Origin of the sequence: Tistrella mobilis (assembly GCF_041468085.1) — a bacterium.
In the GTDB taxonomy this organism is placed as follows: Bacteria; Pseudomonadota; Alphaproteobacteria; order Tistrellales; family Tistrellaceae; genus Tistrella; species Tistrella mobilis_A.
This window is the reverse complement of record NZ_CP121017.1, coordinates 3,045,029-3,064,876: the sequence shown is the minus strand read 5'-3', so window position 1 is coordinate 3,064,876 and position 19,848 is coordinate 3,045,029. Positions and strand designations below refer to the sequence as shown.

The window sequence follows — 19,848 nt, the reverse complement described above, 5'->3', positions numbered from 1 at the left end:
CGGATCTCTCGAGCAAGAGAAGGGCATCTGGTGGATGCCTTGGCGTCAGGAGGCGATGAAGGACGTGACACGCTGCGATAAGCCGTGGGGAGCTGCGAGTAAGCTTTGATCCATGGATTTCCGAATGGGGCAACCCACCGCTTCGGCGGTATCTTCTGGTGAATACATAGCCAGGAGAGGCGAACCCGGTGAACTGAAACATCTAAGTAGCCGGAGGAAAGGACATCAACGGAGACTCCGTAAGTAGTGGCGAGCGAAAGCGGATCAGGCCAGTGGTCCTTTGTGCGACGATCAGAACGGCATGGAAAGGCCGGCCAGAGCGGGTGATAGCCCCGTATGGAGAGTTGCGCACTGGATCCTTGAGTAGAGCGGGACACGTGAAATCCTGTTCGAAGATGGGGGGACCACCCTCCAAGCCTAAGTACTCCCTGACGACCGATAGTGAACCAGTACCGTGAGGGAAAGGTGAAAAGCACCCCGACGAGGGGAGTGAAACAGTTCCTGAAACCGGATGCCTACAAGCAGTCGGAGGGCGCAAGCCTGACGGCGTACCTTTTGCATAATGGGTCAGCGAGTTACTTTATCCAGCAAGCTTAAGCCGGTAGGTGTAGGCGCAGCGAAAGCGAGTCTGAACAGGGCGCTTGAGTTGGATGAAGTAGACCCGAAACCGGGTGATCTAGCCATGGGCAGGTTGAAGGTGCGGTAACACGCACTGGAGGACCGAACCCACGTCTGTTGAAAAAGACGGGGATGACCTGTGGCTAGGGGTGAAAGGCCAATCAAACTCGGATATAGCTGGTTCTCCGCGAAAACTATTTAGGTAGTGCGTCACGTGATTACCCCTGGGGGTAGAGCACTGGATGGGCTAGGGGGCCTCACCGGCTTACCAAACCTAACCAAACTCCGAATACCAGGGAGTACAGCGTGGCAGACAGACTGCGGGTGCTAAGGTCCGTAGTCGAGAGGGAAACAGCCCAGACCACCAGCTAAGGTCCCCAAGTTGCGGCTAAGTGGGAAAGGATGTAGGACGGCCATGACAACCAGGAGGTTGGCTTAGAAGCAGCCATCCTTTAAAGAAAGCGTAACAGCTCACTGGTCTAGATAAGCTGTCCCGCGCCGAAGATGTAACGGGGCTAAAGCCGTACACCGAAGCTGTGGATGTGCCTTATGGCACGTGGTAGCGGAGCGTTCCGTAGGCCTGTGAAGGGCGACCCGCGAGGGCGCCTGGAGGTATCGGAAGTGAGAATGCTGACATGAGTAGCGACAAACAGAGTGAGAAACTCTGTCGCCGAAAGCCCAAGGGTTCCTGCGCAAGGCTAATCCGCGCAGGGTGAGTCGGCCCCTAAGACGAGGGCGAAAGCCGTAGTCGATGGGAAGCAGGTTAATATTCCTGCACCTGTGGGAAGTGACGGATGATGTAAGTTGTCGGGGCTTACTGGATTGTTCCCGGCAGCGAAGTTGTTCCAGGAAATAACTCCCACGTACAGACCGTACCCGAAACCGACACAGGTGGGCTGGTAGAGTATACCAAGGCGCTTGAGAGAACGATACTGAAGGAACTCGGCAAATTACCCCCGTAACTTCGGGAGAAGGGGGCCCCGTTCCTGGGCAACCAGGGGCGGGGGGCACAGACCAGGGGGTGGCGACTGTTTACTAAAAACACAGGGCTCTGCGAAGCCGCAAGGCGACGTATAGGGTCTGACGCCTGCCCGGTGCCGGAAGGTTAAGAGGAGGGGTTCACGCTCTGAATCGAAGCCCCGGTAAACGGCGGCCGTAACTATAACGGTCCTAAGGTAGCGAAATTCCTTGTCGGGTAAGTTCCGACCCGCACGAATGGCGTAACGACTTCCCCACTGTCTCCAGTATCGACTCAGCGAAATTGAATTCTCCGTGAAGATGCGGAGTTCCCGCGGTCAGACGGAAAGACCCCGTGCACCTTTACTACAGCTTTGCAGTGGCACTAGGGACTGAATGTGTAGGATAGGTGGGAGCCTGTGAAGCTTCGGCGCCAGCCGGAGTGGAGGCAACCTTGAAATACCACCCTTTTGGTTCTTGGTGTCTAACCGCGCTCCGTGATCCGGAGCCGGGACCCTGCATGGCGGGTAGTTTGACTGGGGCGGTCGCCTCCCAAAGAGTAACGGAGGCGCGCGATGGTGGGCTCAGGCCGGTCGGAAATCGGCTGTCGAGTGCAATGGCATAAGCCCGCCTGACTGCGAGACTGACAAGTCGAGCAGAGACGAAAGTCGGCCATAGTGATCCGGTGGTCCCGAGTGGAAGGGCCATCGCTCAACGGATAAAAGGTACGCCGGGGATAACAGGCTGATAACCCCCAAGAGTCCATATCGACGGGGTTGTTTGGCACCTCGATGTCGGCTCATCACATCCTGGGGCTGGAGCAGGTCCCAAGGGTTCGGCTGTTCGCCGATTAAAGTGGTACGTGAGCTGGGTTTAGAACGTCGTGAGACAGTTCGGTCCCTATCTGCCGTGGGTGTAGGAGACTTGAGAGGATCTGTCCTCAGTACGAGAGGACCGGGATGGACGGACCTCTGGTGCACCAGTTGTGGCGCCAGCCGCATCGCTGGGTAGCTATGTCCGGAAGGGATAACCGCTGAAAGCATCTAAGCGGGAAACCTCCCTCGAAACCAGGTCTCCCTTGAGAGCCGTGGAAGACCACCACGTCGATAGGCCGGGTGTGTAAGCGCAGCAATGCGCTGAGCTGACCGGTACTAATCGCTCGATCGGCTCGAAAGATCCCCGCCGCGCCCAGAACCGGGCCCGCGGCCCACGAAGCTTGCACACATAAATCAAATCAGACGATCTCGCGCTCAGAGCGTCCGGAAGCATCGCTTCCGGATTGTCCCTCCGTGCGGTTTCATGACCTGGTGGCTATGGCGGACGTGAACCACCCGATCCCATCCCGAACTCGGCCGTGAAACCGTCCTGCGCCGATGGTACTTCGTCTTAAGACGCGGGAGAGTAGGTCGCTGCCAGGTCTTGCAACCGCATGGACGGACATATACACGCTCACCCAAAGCGCGATCTCATCTCACACACACTGTTCACCGCCTACGCCCTGACGCGGGGTGGAGCAGCCCGGTAGCTCGTCAGGCTCATAACCTGAAGGTCGCAGGTTCAAATCCTGCCCCCGCAACCACCATTCCCCTAAATTCGGGGCCGGTGTTCGTCTTAACCGACAGCAACGACGCAAGCAGCCCGTGGACCTCCAAGTCCACGGGTTTTCTTTTGCCCGTGGGGATCACCACCACCTTCTCGATCAGACGGCGGATGTCGGCGAACAGGGTTTCCCTGTTGGGATCGTGCTCCAACGCGCGCAGGTGGCCGTGCAGGTCGGCCGCGGTTCGGCGGTACTTTTCGGCCACGCCAGGATGCAGATCGATGGGGGCGTTGGCGTCCGTGTCTAGCGCCGCCAGTTCGGACGCCAAGGACGCCTTCTCCTCCTCCATCGCAGCCAGCCTGTCCATCAGGCCAGCCGTGGCGGTGCCGGCGACAACGTGGTCGACGATCCGCTCAATACCGGCTGATAGCTCCCCGATCCGTTTCCGCTTGGCATCAAGGCCGGACCTCGCCGCCTGGAGTAAGCGCTTGCGCTCGGCGTGGTAAGCCCGGACGTACTCGCCGATTAGGTCGGGGTCGGCCAGTTGCGTCTGTAAAGCCACCAGGACCCGCTCCTCGATGTGGAGCCTGGTCACCGTCCGGTTGTTGGAGCAATCGCCGCGCTCGCGGAAGCCAGCGCAGCCCAGCCGGTCGTTGCCTATCACCGTGTAGCTGGCCCCGCAGACTCCGCACTTCACCAAGCCGGACAGCAGGTGCGGCGGCTTGCGCGCGCGGCTGCTATGCTCTCGACCCTTTTCCCGCTTCAAGGCGGTCGCCCCCGTGAATGTGGCGTCGTCCAGGATTCTGAGATGGGGAGCCTCGGCCACCATCCACTCGCTTTCCGGGTTGGCGCGCGATACCCGTTTCCCGGTTGCAGGGTTCTTCACGAACCGCTGCCGGTTCCAGACGATCTGCCCGACATAGAGCCGGTTTTGCAGGATGCCATTCTGACGGTCACGGCTGCCGTTTATGGTAGAGGCGTTCCACTTACCGCCCCGAGGCCCGGCGATGCCGCTGCGGTTCAGATCAGCGGCGATCTGCCTGGGCGTGCGGCCTGCGTTATACTCGGTGAAGATGCGCCGGACGATCTCGGCCTCGCGCTCGTTGATGACCAGTTCTCCCGCCTTGCCGCTGACCGCGTCATAGCCATAGGACCGCCCGCCGGCATGGCGGCCGTCCGTGACCACCGCCCGCAGGCCGCGGCGGGTCTTCTGGGCAAGGTCCGCCAGATAAAGTTCGCCCATCAGTCCCTTGACGCCGACATGGATCGCGCCGACCTCGCCGTCCTGCACGGTGTAGATGCCGACGCCGAGGAAGGTCAGTTCCTTGCGAAACTGCCCCAGGTCGGCTTGGTCACGGGACAGGCGGTCGAGCGCCTCGCAGATGACGGCATCGAACCGATGCTCGCGCGCCGCCCGCATGAGGCCGGCAAAGCCGAACCTGTTGACTGTGCTGGCGCCGGAAATGGCCTGGTCCTGGAAGGTGTCGACGATGCGGAAGTCGTGGCGTTCGGCCCATGCGGAACACAAATCGATCTGGTCTCGGCAGGACCTTTCATTCTGCCGATCCGAAGAAAACCTGGCGTAGATGGCGGCTCGCTTCTGCATGTTGCTCTTCGTGGTCCCGTCGGGCCTGCTGGATGGCCAGCGACCGAACGAGGGCTACCAACGCCTCCTTGTTACCATCTCCGGCACGTTTTGTCCCTACCCGCAGGTCCGGCAACCGGGGCCAGTCAGGGAGCTGAGCGGGCGGGATCTCACGGGTCATGGCCCTCACTCCGCGGCCGAGATGGTGGATTGTTTGATGGCAAGATGGGCCAGGTTCGCGCGGACCAAGGCGCAGGCGACCTGTGGGCAGACCGAATTGCCGATCAACCGGCCTTGGTCGGTCTTGCTGACCGGTGTGCCGTCTGCCTGGCGATCCAGGACATAGTCCGGGGGGAAGCCTTGAGCGGCGGCGCGTTCCGCGACGGTGAGCATCCGCATGCCGATATCGATCACCGGCATGCCGCGCACGGTGACGAGGGCCTGCCGGGGTTTCGTGGTCACGGTCTGTACGGGCTCCCGCATATCCTGACCCGTGGCGGTGCCATAGTATGTGGCGAGAAATGCGCCGACCTGATGGGAGCGATCGACCCGGCCGGACGTGTCCACGCGAACGAGCGCGTGGTGCTGGCCGCCAGCGGTGACGGCTTTCGTCGGCCGGTCGAGGCGGCCATCTCCGCCGCCACTGCCGTGCTGGTGCGACAGGTAGGCAGCAGCCAGATATTGCTGGGTGCCCCTTGTGGTGGTGACGCCCAGCGGATTAGCGATCGAGGCCCCAACGGTGTTCGTATTGTGCTGGGCGATCCATGCTGCAATGAGTGCCTGTTCCCCGCGGTTGGCAGTGGTGTCCGTCGGCATGGGTTCATCAACTCTGCGGCTGCGGCGCTGGCCGGTGTGGGTGATCGGCATGACCAGCGGCGCCATGGCTTTCCTGCTCTTTCGCTTGCGGGCGCTGGCAGCGGGGATGATGTACGGATCATCCGCTTCGAGTACGTAGCGCCGCAGCCCGGCGGCAATCCGGGCCAGGGTGGCTGGCTTCAGGGGGCGGCGACACCCCTGGCGGCGCGCCTCTTCGGGAGACAGGAAGAGGCTCGGGGTCGGAAGCGACCAGTCGACAATATCGGCGGCCACCGGCCACGGCTTCATCCGGCCGGCGCGAACGAATTCGCTGGTCGGATCTCCGTGGCTCGGCTCGGGCCATCGGATCGGATATCCGTCCCGTCGCGCCACCAGGAATAGTCTGGTGCGGATGGTTGGTGCGCCATAGTCGCATGCCCGCAGGTGCCGCCATTCGACCGCATACCCCAAGCTTCGCAGGCTGTGGATGAACCGCCGCCATGTGCGGCCTTTCCTTCGACTGCAAGGCACAAGCTGCTGTTCAGAGATCGGGGTTCGTACTCCCGCTGCGGCGATCGTGCCGTCTGCCCGGATGACGCGGGCGGATGACTTATCCCGCTTCGCGACCAGCGGGCACCAATCTGCGATTTCAGCGACGTTCTCCAGCATGATGACGTCAGGTGCCGCTGCCGCCGCCCATCTGAGAACCACCCATGCCAGGGATCGCACGCGCGGAGATGTGGGCTTGCTGCCCTTCGCGCGCGAGAAATGACGACAATCCGGGCTTGCCCATAGCAGTCCCACCGGGCGGCCGCGCGTGATCTTGATCGGATCGAGTTCGCGGACATCAGCCCTGAGGTGGATGGTCGACGGATGGTTGCGGTGGTGCACACCGCATGCGGTCGGGTCGTGGTTGGCGGCAACGTCCGGGTCTCTGCCCAACGCCCACCGTATCCCCATGGAGGTTCCACCCGCGCCAGCGAAGATATCGATGACGAGCTTGCGGTTCGCCGTCGATCGGAAGTCGAAGGGGATTTGCGCAGGCGTCAGCCCCATCATCGGTGCCGCAGCCAATGTCATAGGCGCTCTCCCCAATAACGTCGCTCGGGGTAGCGACGCAGCCACTCGATAAACGTCTCACCGGTGTCGGCAGCCAGATAAGCCCGATAGCGCTGCTGGCTGCGCGTCAGCGGTGGACGCGGGATGCGGTGCGCCTCCACATACTCCCGTCCGGCCTTGGTGACGTGGTAGTAGACCAGGTCGCCCATGTCTTTGGGGATGCAGCGCCCCCGTCGCAGCAATCCACGGAGACACAATGCAACGAGGTGAGATCTGTCCCGGTCACCTCCCCGGCACGCGGCGAAATAGTTCCGCCTGATCCCTTCACGAGGGCCGTGCTCGTCGTGGCCTATCGTGTGCCGCAGGATCTCAAGTGCGTGGTCGGAAAGCGGGTAAAGCTTCGTGCTCACGGCGCGCCTCCCGCCCGGGATCGGGATCGACTTGCCGCCTCCACACGCCCCCTCCGCCCCATCTCCCGCAGCACCGGCGGCAGATCTTCCGCCAGCCCTGCCGCGAGGTAGCGGGCATGGGCGGCATCACGGGTGGAAATGCGGAGTTCCAGGACTGTCCGATGGCGGGTGACGTGGCCGTCCGCGTCGAAGCGGCGCTCGATCAGGATGCGGAGGCCTGATGCGCTGAAGAGCGGGGTGCGGATGGCGGTCATGGCTTGGGGTTCCCCATCATCTATTCGGCACTCCTTCGGCAGGCATAGCGGCGCCAGCTCACGTTGATCGCGTGCAGGGCGTCGCGGAGCGGTTTTTCGATGTCCTGGGTGATCACCGCCGCGATGATCTCGGCTTCGAAGGCGCTGCCGGCGGGGAAGGTCGCTTCGATCCGCAGGCTGTGGCGGTCCACCTCGTCGCGGTGGATCAGGATCGTGAAGCCGGGGCTGAAGGCGACCGTCCAGCTCTCCGCGGTCATGGCCGGGTCTCGATCTGGCGGCGGAGGCGGCGGCCGCGGTCGGTGAGCTGCCAGTCGCGACGGATGCCCCGTTCCTCTTTCATGACGGCGAGGCCTTCGGCAGCGAGGTTTCGCCACAACCGATCCTGATAGCAGGCCCGGGGGGTGATGAAGGTGCCGCCCTCGCACTGGCAGTGGGCCAGCAGGAAGGCGAGATCCAGGGCGGCCGCCGTCATGTGTCACGGGCCGGCCGGCCGTGCCGGCATTCGGCTTCGATCTGCCGGCGGATCTGGCGCCCGGTCGGGCACTGCCGCCAGTCAGTGTCGCTGCCGGGTGACATCGGCCGGTCCTGGTAGGGCCAGCGACCTTCAGCGGCCGCGCGCCACAGGATGCGCCTCAAGGTCCACTGCTTTCGGGTCCGGCCCCGCCAGACCAGCGACCAGACCGATGGCGTGCGCAGCACCACCCGATGCCAGCGATGCCGCGGGATGTGGTTCACCATCAGCCGCCCGAAGCTGTGGGGGCGGATGATGGGCTGGTTGATGTCGCGCAGATGCAGCAGGCGCTCTTCAGTATATGCGCCCGAGAGAAGCAGCGAGACGAAGCGGCACGGGTGGTCGTGGACCACATCGGCATCGTCGGAGGCGAGGAAGTGGTGCAGGTAGATCCGCCGGCCGCCGGGCAGGCGGCAGACCAGATGGCGCACCAGATAGGGGCGGCCATCGGCCCGCCGGATCAGCATGGCTGGCAGGCGATCGGCGACATGGCGGCAAAGCTCCGCCATCCGCGCGTCAAACGCGGCAGTGATCCGATTGATCATGGGGCGGGGCCTTTCAGGCGGGCTTCACGTCCGACACCGCCACATCGCGGATGTCATGCCCGACGGGCTGCCAGTCGATGTCGGTGCCCGGCTGCAGCGCCTGGCGCTGTGCGTCGGTTTCGTTGCGGGCATGCACATAGACGGTGCCCGCCTGCCGGGTGATCACGGCGCGTTCGATGGTGACGCGGTATCCGGAGAGGCGGCCGGTCATGATCCGCTGCCCTGCAACGACCGCGGGAACGGGATCACCTCGGCGGGGACCGGCCGCGATACCGTCAGCCCCCAATAGTGCTGCCGCAGCGTGAACCGGGCCGCGCGGGCCAGTCGCGTGCGGGGGTGGTGGCGCGCCATCGTGATGAGCGCGCGGAAGGATGTCTGACGAAGAAGGGGCGGGCCCTGGCGCTTCAGGGCGCGGGATGATGCCCAATAGGCAAGTGTCGCCTGGGCGCGCGTGAGTGGCTGGTTGGTGGGCATGATCGCCTCCAGCGGTGTGGATGGCGTATATTACGATTATGGTAATTTCTTTTTCAAGCGGGATTGTACGTTTTTCGTAAGCAAGGCGAATGCAGGGGAACGGGTGCGGTTCGAGTATCAAATAGGGCTTGATAGGAACTCATTTCCATGGAAAATCTACCATGGCGTTCATATTGTGGCGCATGAAAAGATTTCATAAGTTATCTGAACTGGAAGTGGAGGCAGGTCAAATTATGAAGACGCTAAAATTCATACTTGGCGCCATCGGCATATTTGTCGTTTGGTCTATTCTATTCGGGGAAGGGGATGGAATGCCGGATAGTGAAAAGCGAGAGAAGGGATTTCATTGCTTAAGTACGTTCGATGGTAGCTCATATCTTTTCAATGATGCCATCAAAAGCCGCTTAAGAGATCCTGATAGTTTTGAACATGTAGAAACAAAAATAACCCCGGTTAACACCGAGGGAATGCACAATATTTATACAAGATTTAGGGCCAAAAATGGTTTCGGCGGGGTGAACGCATCAAATGCATACGGAATAATTCGGAATTCAGACTGTATTGTTGTTGATGCTGGCATCATAGAATGACTATATGGCGGCACGTCTACGGAAATCAGCATACACAAGGGCAATGACGGCAATGCCGTCATTGTCTGTTCCATTGTCGCAATTGTCGTTGTCGGGCAGCTTGATCGCTTGATAGCTTGGCTTGCTGCTATGCGGAACCAGCCATTTGCTGCCATCCTCGTCTACCCGGTATTCTTTCACCGTGGTCTCCCACTCCCCATTGCGCTGATGTCGAACGATAACGTGATCGCGGTCTTCCAGCGGGCGCGGTACGTGATGGATCGGCATGCAGACCAGCAAGGTTCCCTCTGGGTAGATCAGGTCCATCGACTGGCCTCGCACAGTGAGCGCGAAGAGCTGTGTGGGGCTGATCCTGTCATCCAGCATCGGGACGGCGATCCACGACCATTCGTGTTCAGGTAGGGACATGACCGTGGACCAATACCCCGCTTCGACGCTCCCGACAACCGGAATGCGCGCGAATGCGGTTGGTGGTTCAACGGTCAATACCTGAGACGTATCGCTTGTCGTGTCCATGCGAAGAAGCTCGGCCGGCTCAAGGCCGAGCAATTTCGCCATGATCGGGATTTCTTTCGCCTGAATGCGGCGTCGCCCGGCCAGCATATCGCTCACACGGGGAGGCGGCAGCCCCAGCGCGTCAGCGAGTTGCTTCTTTGTGATGCCGGCGGCGTCCAGAAGGCGCGCCAGCCATGCGCGTGGCAGTTCGGGCTTCCTCATGCTGCACATTGTACGCATGGGATGGGGCTGTTCATTTACGCAGATCATAAATGCGCTTGACCCTATCATGACGATATTCGTAAGTTTTGGGCAGTTGTGCATCTGCGGGAGCACGTCATGTCCAACACTGCGAAGCGGTTGATCGACCGCTTTGGCGCCAAAAGCCTGGCTGGATGGGCGGGCGTCAGCGTCGTCACGGTCTACCGATGGAGCCACGCGCGCCAACGGGGCGGTACAGGGGGCTTCGTTCCGCAAGCCCATTGGGAGCGGATCATCCGGAACGCTGCGAAAGACGGCGTCAAAGTCGGCATCAACGACTTGGCGGGCATTGCCGATGTGGCGATCGCTTGAGCTTACAGCGCCGCGCATCGTCCGCCCGAGACAATCGATGAGGGTGTCATGACCAAGTTGCGGCATGCCGAAACGATCGAAGCCGCCCTGATGGCGGCGCTCGATCATCTGTCGCCCCGCCAGATCCGCGACGCCACGGGCCTGAGCCGGGATCACCTGCTGCATGTGTCCGATCCTGATGACCGGCGGGTTCTGCCGGCGCGGGCGGCGGCGCAGCTTGATGCGGTGCTGATGGCGGGTGGTGAAGAACCTCGCCTGCTGCCGACGCTGGAACATGAACGTGATCTGGTGCTGCGGCGATTGGGCGGCGACAGGCGGCCGATCCTTCAGCCCTCGGATCGGTTGCATGCCCTGGTTGCCGAGACCGGGGACGTGTCGCGGGCACTGATCACCGCATCTGCGGACGGCGTGTTGTGCCGCCAGGATCTGCGGCGGCTGCTGGTCGAAGCCGAACAGGTGATCGAGGCGGCCACGGCGATGGCGCGCGACCTGCGGGTGATGATCGCGGCCGGGGAGGGTGGGGCATGAGTTGGTACAGCCTGCGCGGCCCCGTCCGCGAAGCCATGGTTCATCTCCAGAAGTCCGGACGGACGGTTATGGAAGAGGTTGGCGGCCGACTCTGCATCGACGGTCGCCCGGTTGATGTTCGCCGACTGGTGAGCGAGGCGAACAGCGCAGGGGCAGCTATCGCTTATCCGGCCCTTGGTAGCGAGGGCCGGCGCCATGTCGGCGGCTGAGGTGAGTTTTGCCCGCCGTGCCGCAGAGGTCCGAGAGCGGATTGCCCTTTCCGACGTGGTCTCCCGGCATGTGGTCCTGACCAATCGCGGACACCACAAGGTCGGTCTCTGCCCCTTCCACAACGAACGCACCCCAAGCTTCACCGTCTCGGATGGCAGGCGGCGCTTCTACTGCTTCGGCTGCAACGCCCATGGCGACGTGATCGAATTCGTCTCGCGGGTTGAGCGGATCCCGCTTCGCGAGGCGCTGGCAGAGCTGGAGATCGATGCGGGGATCAGCCCGGCGCCGGCCGGCCGGCCACGGCGGGCCAGGCCGGCCCCGCCGCCGCCGCCGGAGTCCCCGGTCGATGAAGCTGCGGCCCTTGCGGAGCGGGTGGATCGCGCCCGGGACATCTGGTTCGCATCGCAGCCGATCAGCGGCACCACTGCCGAGCGCTACCTGCGGCGCCGTGGGATCGTCTGTGCCCTGCCCCCGACCCTGCGTTATTGCCCGCGGCTGGCCTTTCGTGATCGCCGCAGAACGCAGGGCACCTGGGAGGCCATGGTTGCGGCGATCCAGGATGATCGCGGCCGGGTGGTCGGCGTTCACAGAACCTATCTCGATGCCGGCGGCTATAAGGCGCGCGGGCTCGACCCGGCGAAAAAGATGCTGGGGTTGATGAGGGGTGGTGCCATCCGCCTGACCCCGGCGGCTGAAACCATCGCCATCTCCGAGGGGATCGAGACGGGGTTGTCGGTGCTGAGCGCGCGGCCCGATCTGGCAGTGTGGGCGGCCGGCGCGTTCGTCAACATCTATGGCCGCGGCAAGGGGCAGGGGCGGCCGCATCCGTCGCCGCCCGCCGACTGGCCGAATCTGTGCCTGCCCTCGACCATCCCGGACATGGACGGGCCGGGCATCCGGTTGCCCGAGATCTGCCGCAGGGTGCTGATCCTGGCCGACAACGATTCCCCCGACCCGCTGGTCTACGAAGCCCTGATCGCCCGGGCGGCTGCGCGCTTCAAGGCGGAGGGGCGCGAGGTGCTGGTTGCATGGCCGCCGCGCGGCATGGACTTCAACGACCTTCTGGCAGAGCGGGACGAGCCGGCCAGGGCATCCGCTCCGCCTTCCACCTCGCTCCCCACTCTGGAGGACGCCACGTGAGCCGAGTTCGCAAACAACCGGGCGAACGCCCGGTGGCGCCGCGCTGCGCCCTTGGTCGCATTCAATCCGCGCGGCCTGACGTTGAAACCGTGAAGCGCCGCGGCTGGCGCGAAGACGGCATCCTGGTGATCTCCGGCGCCGATAAGCGCCTGGACTGGGCTGAGCGGGAAGTGATCCGCCAGATCGGTGAGCGGCTGTATGGCCCCGGTCCCGGCTCTGCTGCTGACCCGACATCGGCTGGTGCCTCCGGGCCCGCGGGGAGTGTGGTGCGTGAGTGAACAGGATGTCCTCGACAGCCTCGACGCGGCCGGCCCGCCGCCGGCCGGGGGGTCTGAGGATCAGGCGAATGAACGCGAGGCGGGGCCGTGCCCGGTGCTGTGCCTTGGGACCAGCCAGGGCCGCTATCTCTATCTCACCCCGATGAACGAGGTGCTGAGCCTTGAAGCGGGCAAACACAACCGCCTGAACATTGCCGGCCTGTTCGCGCCGCGGATCGACTGGCTGCGCAAGCGCTGGCCCTCGCGGGATGCCAAGGCGGATGCAAAGGCGCCGGCTGAAGCGCCGGCAGCGGAGCCGGGGGCGGAAGGAGGGCAGGAAGTCGCTGCCGACGCATCGGTGGAGGCGAAGCCGCGACGGCGCCGCGGCAATCCCGACGGCTGGAACGCCTATGCGGCGGCCGAATGGCTGATGTCGTCCTGCGCCCGCCGGGGCATCATCGATCCGGCCGAGCTGGAATGCGGTGTCGGGACCTGGTCAGATCCGGATACCGGGCAGCTGGTGGTGCATTGCGGCGATGCGGTCCTCGTGGACGGCCGGTGGCAACCGCCCGGGCTGGCCGGCCGCCGGGTCTATTCCGGGCGTGCGTCGCTGCCGCACCCTGCGGACAGGCCGGCGGGCCGGGATGAAATCGAGATCCTTCGGGCTTTCCTGGGGACATGGAACTGGAGCCGGCCCGAGATTGAACCGGACCTTGTGCTCGGCTGGATCTGCGTTGCCTATCTGATCGGCGTGCTGGACTGGCGGTCGTCGATCTGGGTGACCGGGCGGCCCGGCAGCGGCAAGTCTGCGCTGCTGAAGCTGATACACGCGATCCTGCGCGGCTGGCTGTTGCATGAAGCCGATCCCACACCGGCCTACATCCGCGATCGGCTGGCCGGCGCGGCGCGGCCGGTATCGATCGACGAGCACGAGCCGCAAGCGGATCCCGGACAGGAACAGGCGATCATGAAGCTGGTGCGGATCGCCTCGACCCGGGGTGGCGGCGGCTCCGGTCGATCCTCCGCGCGGCACGAGACATCGAGCGTGCAGATGAACACCGCGCTGCTGTTCTCTTCCACCCTCAGACCGTCGCTGTCTGCCACCAATCTGCAGCGTCTGGCGCTGATCAACCTTGAACCGCTGGAGAACCGGCCGAACGTCCGCCTGATCGACATGAACCAGGAAATCGCCCGCTTCGCCGATCTCGGCCCCGGCATCCACCGCCGTCTGATCGACCGGTTGCCGATGGTGCAGGCCGGGATTGAGCTGTACCGCAAGGCTCTGGTCGCCTCGGGGCACAAGATCCGGGGCGCCGACCAGTACGGCACGTTGCTCGGCGCGGCGGCGGCGCTCTGCGGTGATGATCTGCCGACTGAAGAGGTGGTCGCCGATGCCGTGCGTGCGCTCGATCCGGGGGATCTGGCGCTGATCTCGGACGAGGCGCCCGACCATGAACGCTGCCTCGATCGGCTGCTCACCTCGCATCCGGACATCCTCTGGCGGAGCGGCCAGCGATCGACGGTGGGGGAGATGGTCGTTGAGGCGCTTGATATCCAACGCGGTGGTGACGCTGCGAAGACCCTGCGAAGGATCGGCCTCGCCATTCATCGTGAAGATGGCGAGACATGGCTTGCCGTCGCTAATGCGCATCAGGGTTTGGCAGGCATCTATGCGGGGACCCATTGGGGGCAGCGGCCGGAAGGCTCGGGGGTCTGGATGCAGGCTCTCAGAAACGTCGAAGGGGCAAGGGTATCCCCCAAGGCCCTGAAGTTTGGAGGACGCCTGTCGCGGTGCACGCTGTTGCCGATACCGGCCTTGCGATTGCAGGACGAGGGGTGAGCAATGCCTCCGGCTTGAATGATATGCCCGCATGGGCAAGGATCGGGGCCGGAGCATGTCGACCGGCCGCTCGTTGCCCCCGGTCCCCCGCCTGCCGGTTACGGCCGTATCTGACCGTAACCTTGGCTGTAACCCTGAAGATCCTTCCCCATCAACGGGTTGTGTAGGGGGTTACAGCGGTTACGCAGGTTACACCGACAACATCATGCACACCTGTACGCGCGCGTGCGCGCACGCGCAATTCGTACCGTAACCTCTGTAACCTCTGTAACCTTAGATATTTATATATAAGGAAAACAGATGGTTAGCGTGGTTACGGCGGCGGTTACACCGGGTTACGGGGCCTAGCTGATGATCAAGCGTCGCATCGACATTGAAGATCTTCTGATCTGGACCTATCAGACCCAGCGGGCTGATCGGGTCATTCGGGCGGAAGAGGCAGCTCTTCCGAAAGGACCGGCCGGATGGGCTGAAGCATCGGTTCTCGATGGGCTTGGGCAGACGGGTGTGTCAATTCGAAGCGCCAGCGGAGACCGGGTGCCGCAGTCCCTGCATAGCGATGCCGAGACCGTGCACGAGGCGGTCTCCATGCTGCCGTCAAGGATGGGGGCCTTGATCATCCTATCTGCCAGGGCAGGTGAGCGTCCCGACTGGACGGCCGGCCGCCTCCGCATGGAGCCGCAATGGCGGGAGCTGGCATCGGGGGGGCGTAAACCGGTCGTGATCTACGATCGAAACCGCAACCCGGTGCTGTGCCCGGTTGAGCCTCGCCCGACGGCAGAGGAGTACCGGGCCGCACGGGAGACCTGGGCCCTCTGGCATGAAGGCCTTGTTCGTCTGGTCGCTCTGCTCACCCAATGGCCGGGGTGTCTGCAGCTTTTCGAGATCCGCGGCCCCACTGCGCCAGCCAGCCCCTGGGCGCGGAGGCGGGATGATCTGGGTCAGATGCAGAAAGGCGCTTGACTCTCCCACGAAAAATCCTTTACAAAATACCTAAGTTTTGCACGTCCAGACAAAGGGGTGCGGCCAGAAAAATGGCCGCACCCCTTTGTTTTGTCAGGTCATTTCCGGCTTGCTCGTATGAGCCATGCTGCTGATGTCCTTACCCTCTATGTGTCGGGCGCATATGCGATCTCACGCGGCTAGGGCGTTCTACGACGTGGATGATGAGCGTCTTCAAATTCTGCACGGATTGAGGCACGCAGATATCTGACCATATAGAGTAGGCGAGAGGGTGATTGCCCAGTATAGGAGCCGGGCGTACATGCCCTAGAAATTAGGGCGAAGAGCTGGATACCGATGTCATACAAGTATGACTCTGTCCCCGCCCGTTTTGATTTGGGAATCGTGCAGTCCAGGGCTCGACTCGCCCTGCAGTCTGGGCTATCATGATGGTGGCTTCTTAATAAGAAAGGCCCGGTGCTCGAACACCGGGCCTTTCAGAGGGAGCCATTTTCGCAACTGGTCAAAGCGCTCGAATAGGGAGGTAAGTCCCTCAAAGCTCCTTCATGCTTAGCTAGAGTAACAGGGGGACTCTGCCTGTTCAAGGTGCTTTTGCCTTGAAGAGGATCCGTACATGCGGATGTATCGCTGGCCTTCTCGGAAAATCTCCTCCTCCGATGTTCCGCTTATCAAGCGGCGCATTCTCAATGGAGAGTTCCTGAACCGGATCGCGGCTGACTATGACGTGAATCCGGGGCGGATTTCCGAGATTAAGACTGGGAAACGCTTCGCCGATATTCCGGAGGCGCCGTGACCCAGATATAGGCAGAGTAGGGATCGGGGAGGCTTCGGCCTCCCCGATTTCGTTTCGGGGGTGTGGCCAGCCACAAGATGTTGTGGTTGGAGGAGGGGCGGCATGGACATCGACGTCTCACTCGACCGGGTCGCGCTCGATCGGGCGCTTCGGCAGTCGAGGAAACAGGCAGTGTTCGCGGCGGCGGTGGCTCTGACCCGGACCGCGCAGGAAGCACAGGGCGAAGTCGTCGCGGAACTGCCCGGGCGCTTCACCATCCGCACCGGGTGGGTGGCGCGTGGGATCCGGATCCAGCCGGCGCGGCGGGACCGGCTCGAAGCCGTGGTCTATTCCCGCGACGAGTTCATGGCCCGCCAGGAAACCGGCGGCACCAAGGAAGGCCGGAACGGGAAGAGCGTCGCCAAGCCGGTAGAGGTGCGGCGCAACCCGGGCCAGACCACGCGCCCCTCGCGATGGCCGGGGGCGTTGCTGGACAAGCCGAGCTTCTTCGCGGCGCCGCTGTCGACGCAGGGGGCCTATGCCACTGCGCGCAACGAAAGGCAGGCCGGTGGCAAACGATCCCTGGCCGGTCGCTCGGCTCATGGCGGCCGGATGTTCTCGCGCTCGGCGTCGCGCACGGCTGCGCGAGGCGAGGTCGCGTATGCAATCTGGCAGCGCTATGGCGCGAAACAGAAGATGACCAAGGGCCGCTATGCCGGCAAGAAGCGCCAGCCCATCCGGCTGATGTACGTGATGGCGCCGGCGGTTGAGGTCGAGCCGCGGCTCGGCATGGGCGACACGGTCCGCCGCGTCGCCTTCGTCCGCTTCGCCGACAACTTCGAACAGGCCTTCGCGGCCGCCCTCGCCACCGCCCGATGACCCTTAGAAAACGGGCCGCGGCACCCCCGTCGGCACCCCCTCCGGGTCCTTCCCGGGCGTGTCCCCGTGCGGGTGCCGCGCGCCGCGGGACTTCGCCAGTGCAGGGCTCCGAAAACAGGGTTGACCGGTAGACCGCAGGGTTGACCGGTCCCCCGTCAACCGGTGGACCACCGACCATGACCGATGCCGGATCGCGGCTGATCACGCAGGCGGCCTATGCGCTGCGGGTCGGCCGGTCGAAACAGTATGTCAACAAGCTGGTGAAGGCCGGCCGGCTGCCTCTGCATGACGGCCTGATCGACCCGGAGGAAGCCGACGACCTGCTGAACCTGACGGCCGATCCGGCACGGGGGCCGGGGGGGCTTGGGGGTGATGAGGGTGCGGCGGCCGGGCCGCGGCCACGGGCCGTGGCGCCGGCAGCCTCCGGGCCGATGCCCGGCTCTTATGCGGAGGCCCGCGCCCAGCATGAGCGGACGCGAGCCGAACGCGCGCGCCTGGATCTGGCGGAACGGCTTGGCCGGGTGGTCGACCGCGGGGCGGTGGAGACGGCGTTGCAGGATGCGGCGCAGCGCCTGGTGCAGGCCCTGGCGTTGCGGGTGTCGGAGGTGGCCCCGCAGCTGGCCACCCTGACGGACCCGAACGACATCGCGGCACGGCTGGACGCGGCCGATCGCAGCATCATGGAACGCTTCGCGAATGAACTCGATCGCTCCATCAGAGACCTGGCGGGAGGCGGTCCCCGAACAGACGAGCCCGATTGACGGGCTGCCCGATGCGTGGGTGGTGGTGGCGCGGGCGCTGGCAGCCGCGCTCCGGCCGCGCGCGCGGCTGACCGTCTCGGCCTGGGCGGAAAAGGCGCCGCGGATCGTGGCGGCGGAAAGCGGTTCGCCCTTCCCCGGCGAGTGGCGCAACGACCGCATGCCGCATCTGGTCGAGATCATGGATTGCCTGAGCCTGTCCCATCCCTGCCGGTCGGTGACCTTCCGGAAGTCTGCGCAGGTGGGCGGGAGCGAAGGCGGGCTGAACCTGATCGGTGCAATCATGGACCATGAGCCGGCGCCGATCCTGGTGGTGCTGCCGTCGCTCGACGAGGCGAAGAAGTATGTGAAAGGCAAGCTCGATCCGATGATCGAGGCCACGCCACGGCTGAAACGGGTGGTGAAGGAGAAGAAGAGCCGCGACGAAGACGGCTCGACCACGGCGTTCAAGAAGTTCCGCGGTGGCTATTGCGTCGTCACCGGCGCCAACAGCTCGAAGGGCCTGCAGATGATTTCGGCCCGGGTGATCCTGCTCGAAGAGGTGAGCGAATACCCCTTCGACGTCGACGGCCGCGGCGATCCTGCTGATATGGCCGAGGCCCGGGCGAAGGCATGGAATGCGCGGAAGAAGGTCTTCTGGAACTCGACCCCGGGCTTCAAGGGCAGCTGCCGGATCGATCAGAAATGGCAGGTGAGCGATCAGCGGCGCCGATACGTGCCGTGCCCGCAATGCGGCGTGTTCCATACCCTGAAGCCGGAGGCTCTTCGTTCCGACCTGATCGGTGAGCTGCGCACCGCCTGGTTCGTCTGCCCGGCCAATGGCTGCGTGATCGAGGAACATCACAAGCCTGCAATGCTGGCCGCCGGCCAGTGGGTCAAGACGTTCCCGGCGCGCGAGGACGCCACCGATCAGGCGCCCCCGGACTGGTTTGAACCGGAAGAGCTTGGCCGTTGGCTGGCCCGGTCCAGCGGCGGGCGCGAGCCGGGCTTCGCGCTCTGGCAGGTCTACAACCCGCAGGTGTCGTGGGCGGATACCGCAAAGGAGATCGCCGAGGCGGAGGGCAACCCGCACAAGGAAAAGATCATCTCGCAACAGGTGCTGGGCGAGCCTTACGAAGAGAAGGGCGAGGCACCGGATTATGTCGAGCTGGCCAAGCGGGTGGAGAACTATCCCCTGGGCCAGATCCCGCCCGGCGGCCTGGTGCTCACGGGTATGGCAGACATCCAGAAGGATCGTATCGAATACGGCGTCTATGCCTGGGGCCGCGGCATGACCGGTTGGTTGATCGACAAGGGCGTCATCATCGGCGACCCGCACAGCGATCCCGGGACGGCTCCGGTCTGGAAGGCACTCGCTGAAGTAGTGGGTAAGAAATATCAGGATCACAGGGGTTGCAGTTGGTCGATCGAGGCCTTCGGCATCGACACCGGCTATCTCTCGCACCACGCTTACATGTTCGCGCGTGGGCGGCCGCGGGTCTTCGCGCTCGACGGCCGGCCCGGTCATCTGCTGCCGATGATGGGCACGCCCAGGGCGGTCGACATCCGCTGGGACGGGCGGCAGATCCGCAACGGGGTCAAGATCTGGCCCACGGGTACCTATCAGCTGAAGGCCTGGGTCTATGCGGCGCTGCGGCTGACGATCGCGGGCCCTGACGACGCGGGCGCCTGGCCCTCCGGCGTGCTGCACTTCCCGGTCGGGTGCGACGAGCATTGGTTCGCCCAGCTCACCGCCGAGCATCTGACCGAACACGTCCACAAGAGCGGCCGGGTGGAACGGGTCTGGACCAAGATCCAGGGGCGGCCGAACGAGGCGCTGGACATCACCGTCGGCGCCCGGGCGCTCGCCTATCATCTGGGGCTCGACATGCTGCTCGATGAAGGCTGGCGGCGGATCGAAGCGGAACGGGCGGCGGCAACGCCCGTCTCGGCGCAACCGGATTTTGCCGATCTCTGGGCGCCGCGGCCGGGGACCGAACGCCCGGCACCAGCACTGACGACACCACAACCAAAAGTGAGCGATGCACCCGCAAAAGATGTGGTTCCGCCGCCGGTCGCCGACGGTGCCCGGCGGGTGGTGGCCCGCATCGCCTGA

Annotated in this window: 22 protein-coding genes, 1 tRNA gene and 2 rRNA genes; 15 read left to right on the top strand and 10 right to left on the bottom strand. The window is 63.9% G+C overall.

Annotated elements, in window-relative coordinates:
• Positions 1 to 6: 6 nt before the first annotated feature.
• The 3 genes from P7L68_RS19715 to P7L68_RS19705 all read left to right on the top strand — a co-directional run bounded on the left by P7L68_RS19715 (position 7) and on the right by P7L68_RS19705 (position 3,154).
• Positions 7 to 2,751, top strand: a 23S ribosomal RNA gene (locus P7L68_RS19715).
• A 127-nt stretch (positions 2,752 to 2,878) separates the two neighbouring features.
• Positions 2,879 to 2,993: ribosomal RNA gene (gene rrf / locus P7L68_RS19710) — 5S ribosomal RNA — on the top strand.
• Positions 2,994 to 3,077: 84 nt separating this feature from the next.
• A tRNA-Met gene (locus P7L68_RS19705) sits at positions 3,078 to 3,154 on the top strand.
• On the opposite strand, the gene P7L68_RS19700 is transcribed toward P7L68_RS19705, so the two are convergent.
• The 9 genes from P7L68_RS19700 to P7L68_RS19660 all read right to left on the bottom strand — a co-directional run bounded on the left by P7L68_RS19700 (position 3,111) and on the right by P7L68_RS19660 (position 8,748).
• Positions 3,111 to 4,721, bottom strand: coding sequence for a recombinase family protein (locus tag P7L68_RS19700; protein ID WP_372006891.1), 1,611 nt, complete (start codon positions 4,719 to 4,721; stop codon positions 3,111 to 3,113). The genes P7L68_RS19705 and P7L68_RS19700 overlap by 44 nt on opposite strands.
• Before the next feature lie 165 nt (positions 4,722 to 4,886).
• Entirely contained in the window at positions 4,887 to 6,575 is a 1,689-nt protein-coding gene (locus tag P7L68_RS19695) for a DNA cytosine methyltransferase (RefSeq protein WP_372000952.1), read from the bottom strand.
• Complete coding sequence (locus P7L68_RS19690) at positions 6,572 to 6,964, bottom strand: hypothetical protein (protein ID WP_372000950.1); 393 nt, start codon at positions 6,962 to 6,964, stop codon at positions 6,572 to 6,574. Before P7L68_RS19690 ends, P7L68_RS19695 begins: the two co-directional genes overlap by 4 nt.
• On the bottom strand, positions 6,961 to 7,218 hold the full coding sequence (locus P7L68_RS19685) for a hypothetical protein (protein WP_372000948.1): 258 nt from the start codon (positions 7,216 to 7,218) through the stop codon (positions 6,961 to 6,963). Before P7L68_RS19685 ends, P7L68_RS19690 begins: the two co-directional genes overlap by 4 nt.
• Positions 7,219 to 7,238: 20 nt before the next feature.
• Positions 7,239 to 7,475 carry a hypothetical protein gene (locus tag P7L68_RS19680; RefSeq protein WP_372000946.1) on the bottom strand — a complete coding sequence of 79 codons (237 nt, stop codon included), beginning with the start codon at positions 7,473 to 7,475 and terminating at the stop codon, positions 7,239 to 7,241.
• Entirely contained in the window at positions 7,472 to 7,690 is a 219-nt protein-coding gene (locus tag P7L68_RS19675) for a hypothetical protein (RefSeq protein ID WP_372000944.1), read from the bottom strand. Before P7L68_RS19675 ends, P7L68_RS19680 begins: the two co-directional genes overlap by 4 nt.
• Positions 7,687 to 8,274 carry a hypothetical protein gene (locus P7L68_RS19670; protein WP_372000942.1) on the bottom strand — a complete coding sequence of 196 codons (588 nt, stop codon included), beginning with the start codon at positions 8,272 to 8,274 and terminating at the stop codon, positions 7,687 to 7,689. Before P7L68_RS19670 ends, P7L68_RS19675 begins: the two co-directional genes overlap by 4 nt.
• A 13-nt stretch (positions 8,275 to 8,287) precedes the next feature.
• On the bottom strand, positions 8,288 to 8,485 hold the full coding sequence (locus P7L68_RS19665; RefSeq protein ID WP_372000940.1) for a hypothetical protein: 198 nt from the start codon (positions 8,483 to 8,485) through the stop codon (positions 8,288 to 8,290).
• Positions 8,482 to 8,748 (bottom strand): hypothetical protein, encoded by a 267-nt coding sequence (locus P7L68_RS19660; protein ID WP_372000938.1) that lies wholly within the window; start codon positions 8,746 to 8,748, stop codon positions 8,482 to 8,484. Before P7L68_RS19660 ends, P7L68_RS19665 begins: the two co-directional genes overlap by 4 nt.
• A gap of 161 nt (positions 8,749 to 8,909) precedes the next feature.
• On the opposite strand from P7L68_RS19660, the gene P7L68_RS19655 reads away from it, so the two are divergent.
• Positions 8,910 to 9,338, top strand: coding sequence for a hypothetical protein (locus tag P7L68_RS19655; RefSeq protein WP_372000936.1), 429 nt, complete (start codon positions 8,910 to 8,912; stop codon positions 9,336 to 9,338).
• Here the strand turns inward: P7L68_RS19655 and P7L68_RS19650 are convergent, their stop codons facing one another.
• On the bottom strand, positions 9,339 to 10,055 hold the full coding sequence (locus P7L68_RS19650; RefSeq protein ID WP_372000934.1) for a LexA family protein: 717 nt from the start codon (positions 10,053 to 10,055) through the stop codon (positions 9,339 to 9,341).
• Between the two features lie 117 nt (positions 10,056 to 10,172).
• On the opposite strand from P7L68_RS19650, the gene P7L68_RS19645 reads away from it, so the two are divergent.
• The 11 genes from P7L68_RS19645 to P7L68_RS19595 all read left to right on the top strand — a co-directional run bounded on the left by P7L68_RS19645 (position 10,173) and on the right by P7L68_RS19595 (position 19,848).
• Positions 10,173 to 10,406 (top strand): hypothetical protein, encoded by a 234-nt coding sequence (locus P7L68_RS19645; protein WP_372000932.1) that lies wholly within the window; start codon positions 10,173 to 10,175, stop codon positions 10,404 to 10,406.
• A 48-nt stretch (positions 10,407 to 10,454) separates the two neighbouring features.
• Entirely contained in the window at positions 10,455 to 10,934 is a 480-nt protein-coding gene (locus P7L68_RS19640) for a phage regulatory CII family protein (protein ID WP_372000931.1), read from the top strand.
• Positions 10,931 to 11,143 carry a hypothetical protein gene (locus P7L68_RS19635; protein WP_372000929.1) on the top strand — a complete coding sequence of 71 codons (213 nt, stop codon included), beginning with the start codon at positions 10,931 to 10,933 and terminating at the stop codon, positions 11,141 to 11,143. Before P7L68_RS19640 ends, P7L68_RS19635 begins: the two co-directional genes overlap by 4 nt.
• Entirely contained in the window at positions 11,130 to 12,284 is a 1,155-nt protein-coding gene (locus P7L68_RS19630; RefSeq protein ID WP_372000927.1) for a CHC2 zinc finger domain-containing protein, read from the top strand. The genes P7L68_RS19635 and P7L68_RS19630 overlap by 14 nt, the downstream gene beginning before the upstream one ends.
• Positions 12,281 to 12,562: a hypothetical protein gene (locus P7L68_RS19625; protein ID WP_372000926.1), complete on the top strand. Its 282-nt coding sequence runs from the start codon at positions 12,281 to 12,283 to the stop codon at positions 12,560 to 12,562. The genes P7L68_RS19630 and P7L68_RS19625 overlap by 4 nt, the downstream gene beginning before the upstream one ends.
• The gene (locus P7L68_RS19620; RefSeq protein WP_372000924.1) at positions 12,555 to 14,381 is read left to right on the top strand and encodes a hypothetical protein; all 1,827 of its coding nucleotides are present in this window, start codon (positions 12,555 to 12,557) and stop codon (positions 14,379 to 14,381) included. Before P7L68_RS19625 ends, P7L68_RS19620 begins: the two co-directional genes overlap by 8 nt.
• A 351-nt stretch (positions 14,382 to 14,732) precedes the next feature.
• Positions 14,733 to 15,344: a hypothetical protein gene (locus tag P7L68_RS19615; protein WP_372000922.1), complete on the top strand. Its 612-nt coding sequence runs from the start codon at positions 14,733 to 14,735 to the stop codon at positions 15,342 to 15,344.
• 613 nt (positions 15,345 to 15,957) lie between these two features.
• On the top strand, positions 15,958 to 16,137 hold the full coding sequence (locus P7L68_RS19610; protein WP_372000920.1) for a hypothetical protein: 180 nt from the start codon (positions 15,958 to 15,960) through the stop codon (positions 16,135 to 16,137).
• Positions 16,138 to 16,239: 102 nt separating this feature from the next.
• Positions 16,240 to 16,995, top strand: a complete 756-nt coding sequence (locus P7L68_RS19605) for a hypothetical protein (RefSeq protein WP_372000919.1) — start codon at positions 16,240 to 16,242, stop codon at positions 16,993 to 16,995.
• Between the two features lie 176 nt (positions 16,996 to 17,171).
• Entirely contained in the window at positions 17,172 to 17,756 is a 585-nt protein-coding gene (locus tag P7L68_RS19600) for a hypothetical protein (RefSeq protein WP_372000917.1), read from the top strand.
• Positions 17,692 to 19,848, top strand: a complete 2,157-nt coding sequence (locus P7L68_RS19595; RefSeq protein ID WP_372000915.1) for a phage terminase large subunit family protein — start codon at positions 17,692 to 17,694, stop codon at positions 19,846 to 19,848. Before P7L68_RS19600 ends, P7L68_RS19595 begins: the two co-directional genes overlap by 65 nt.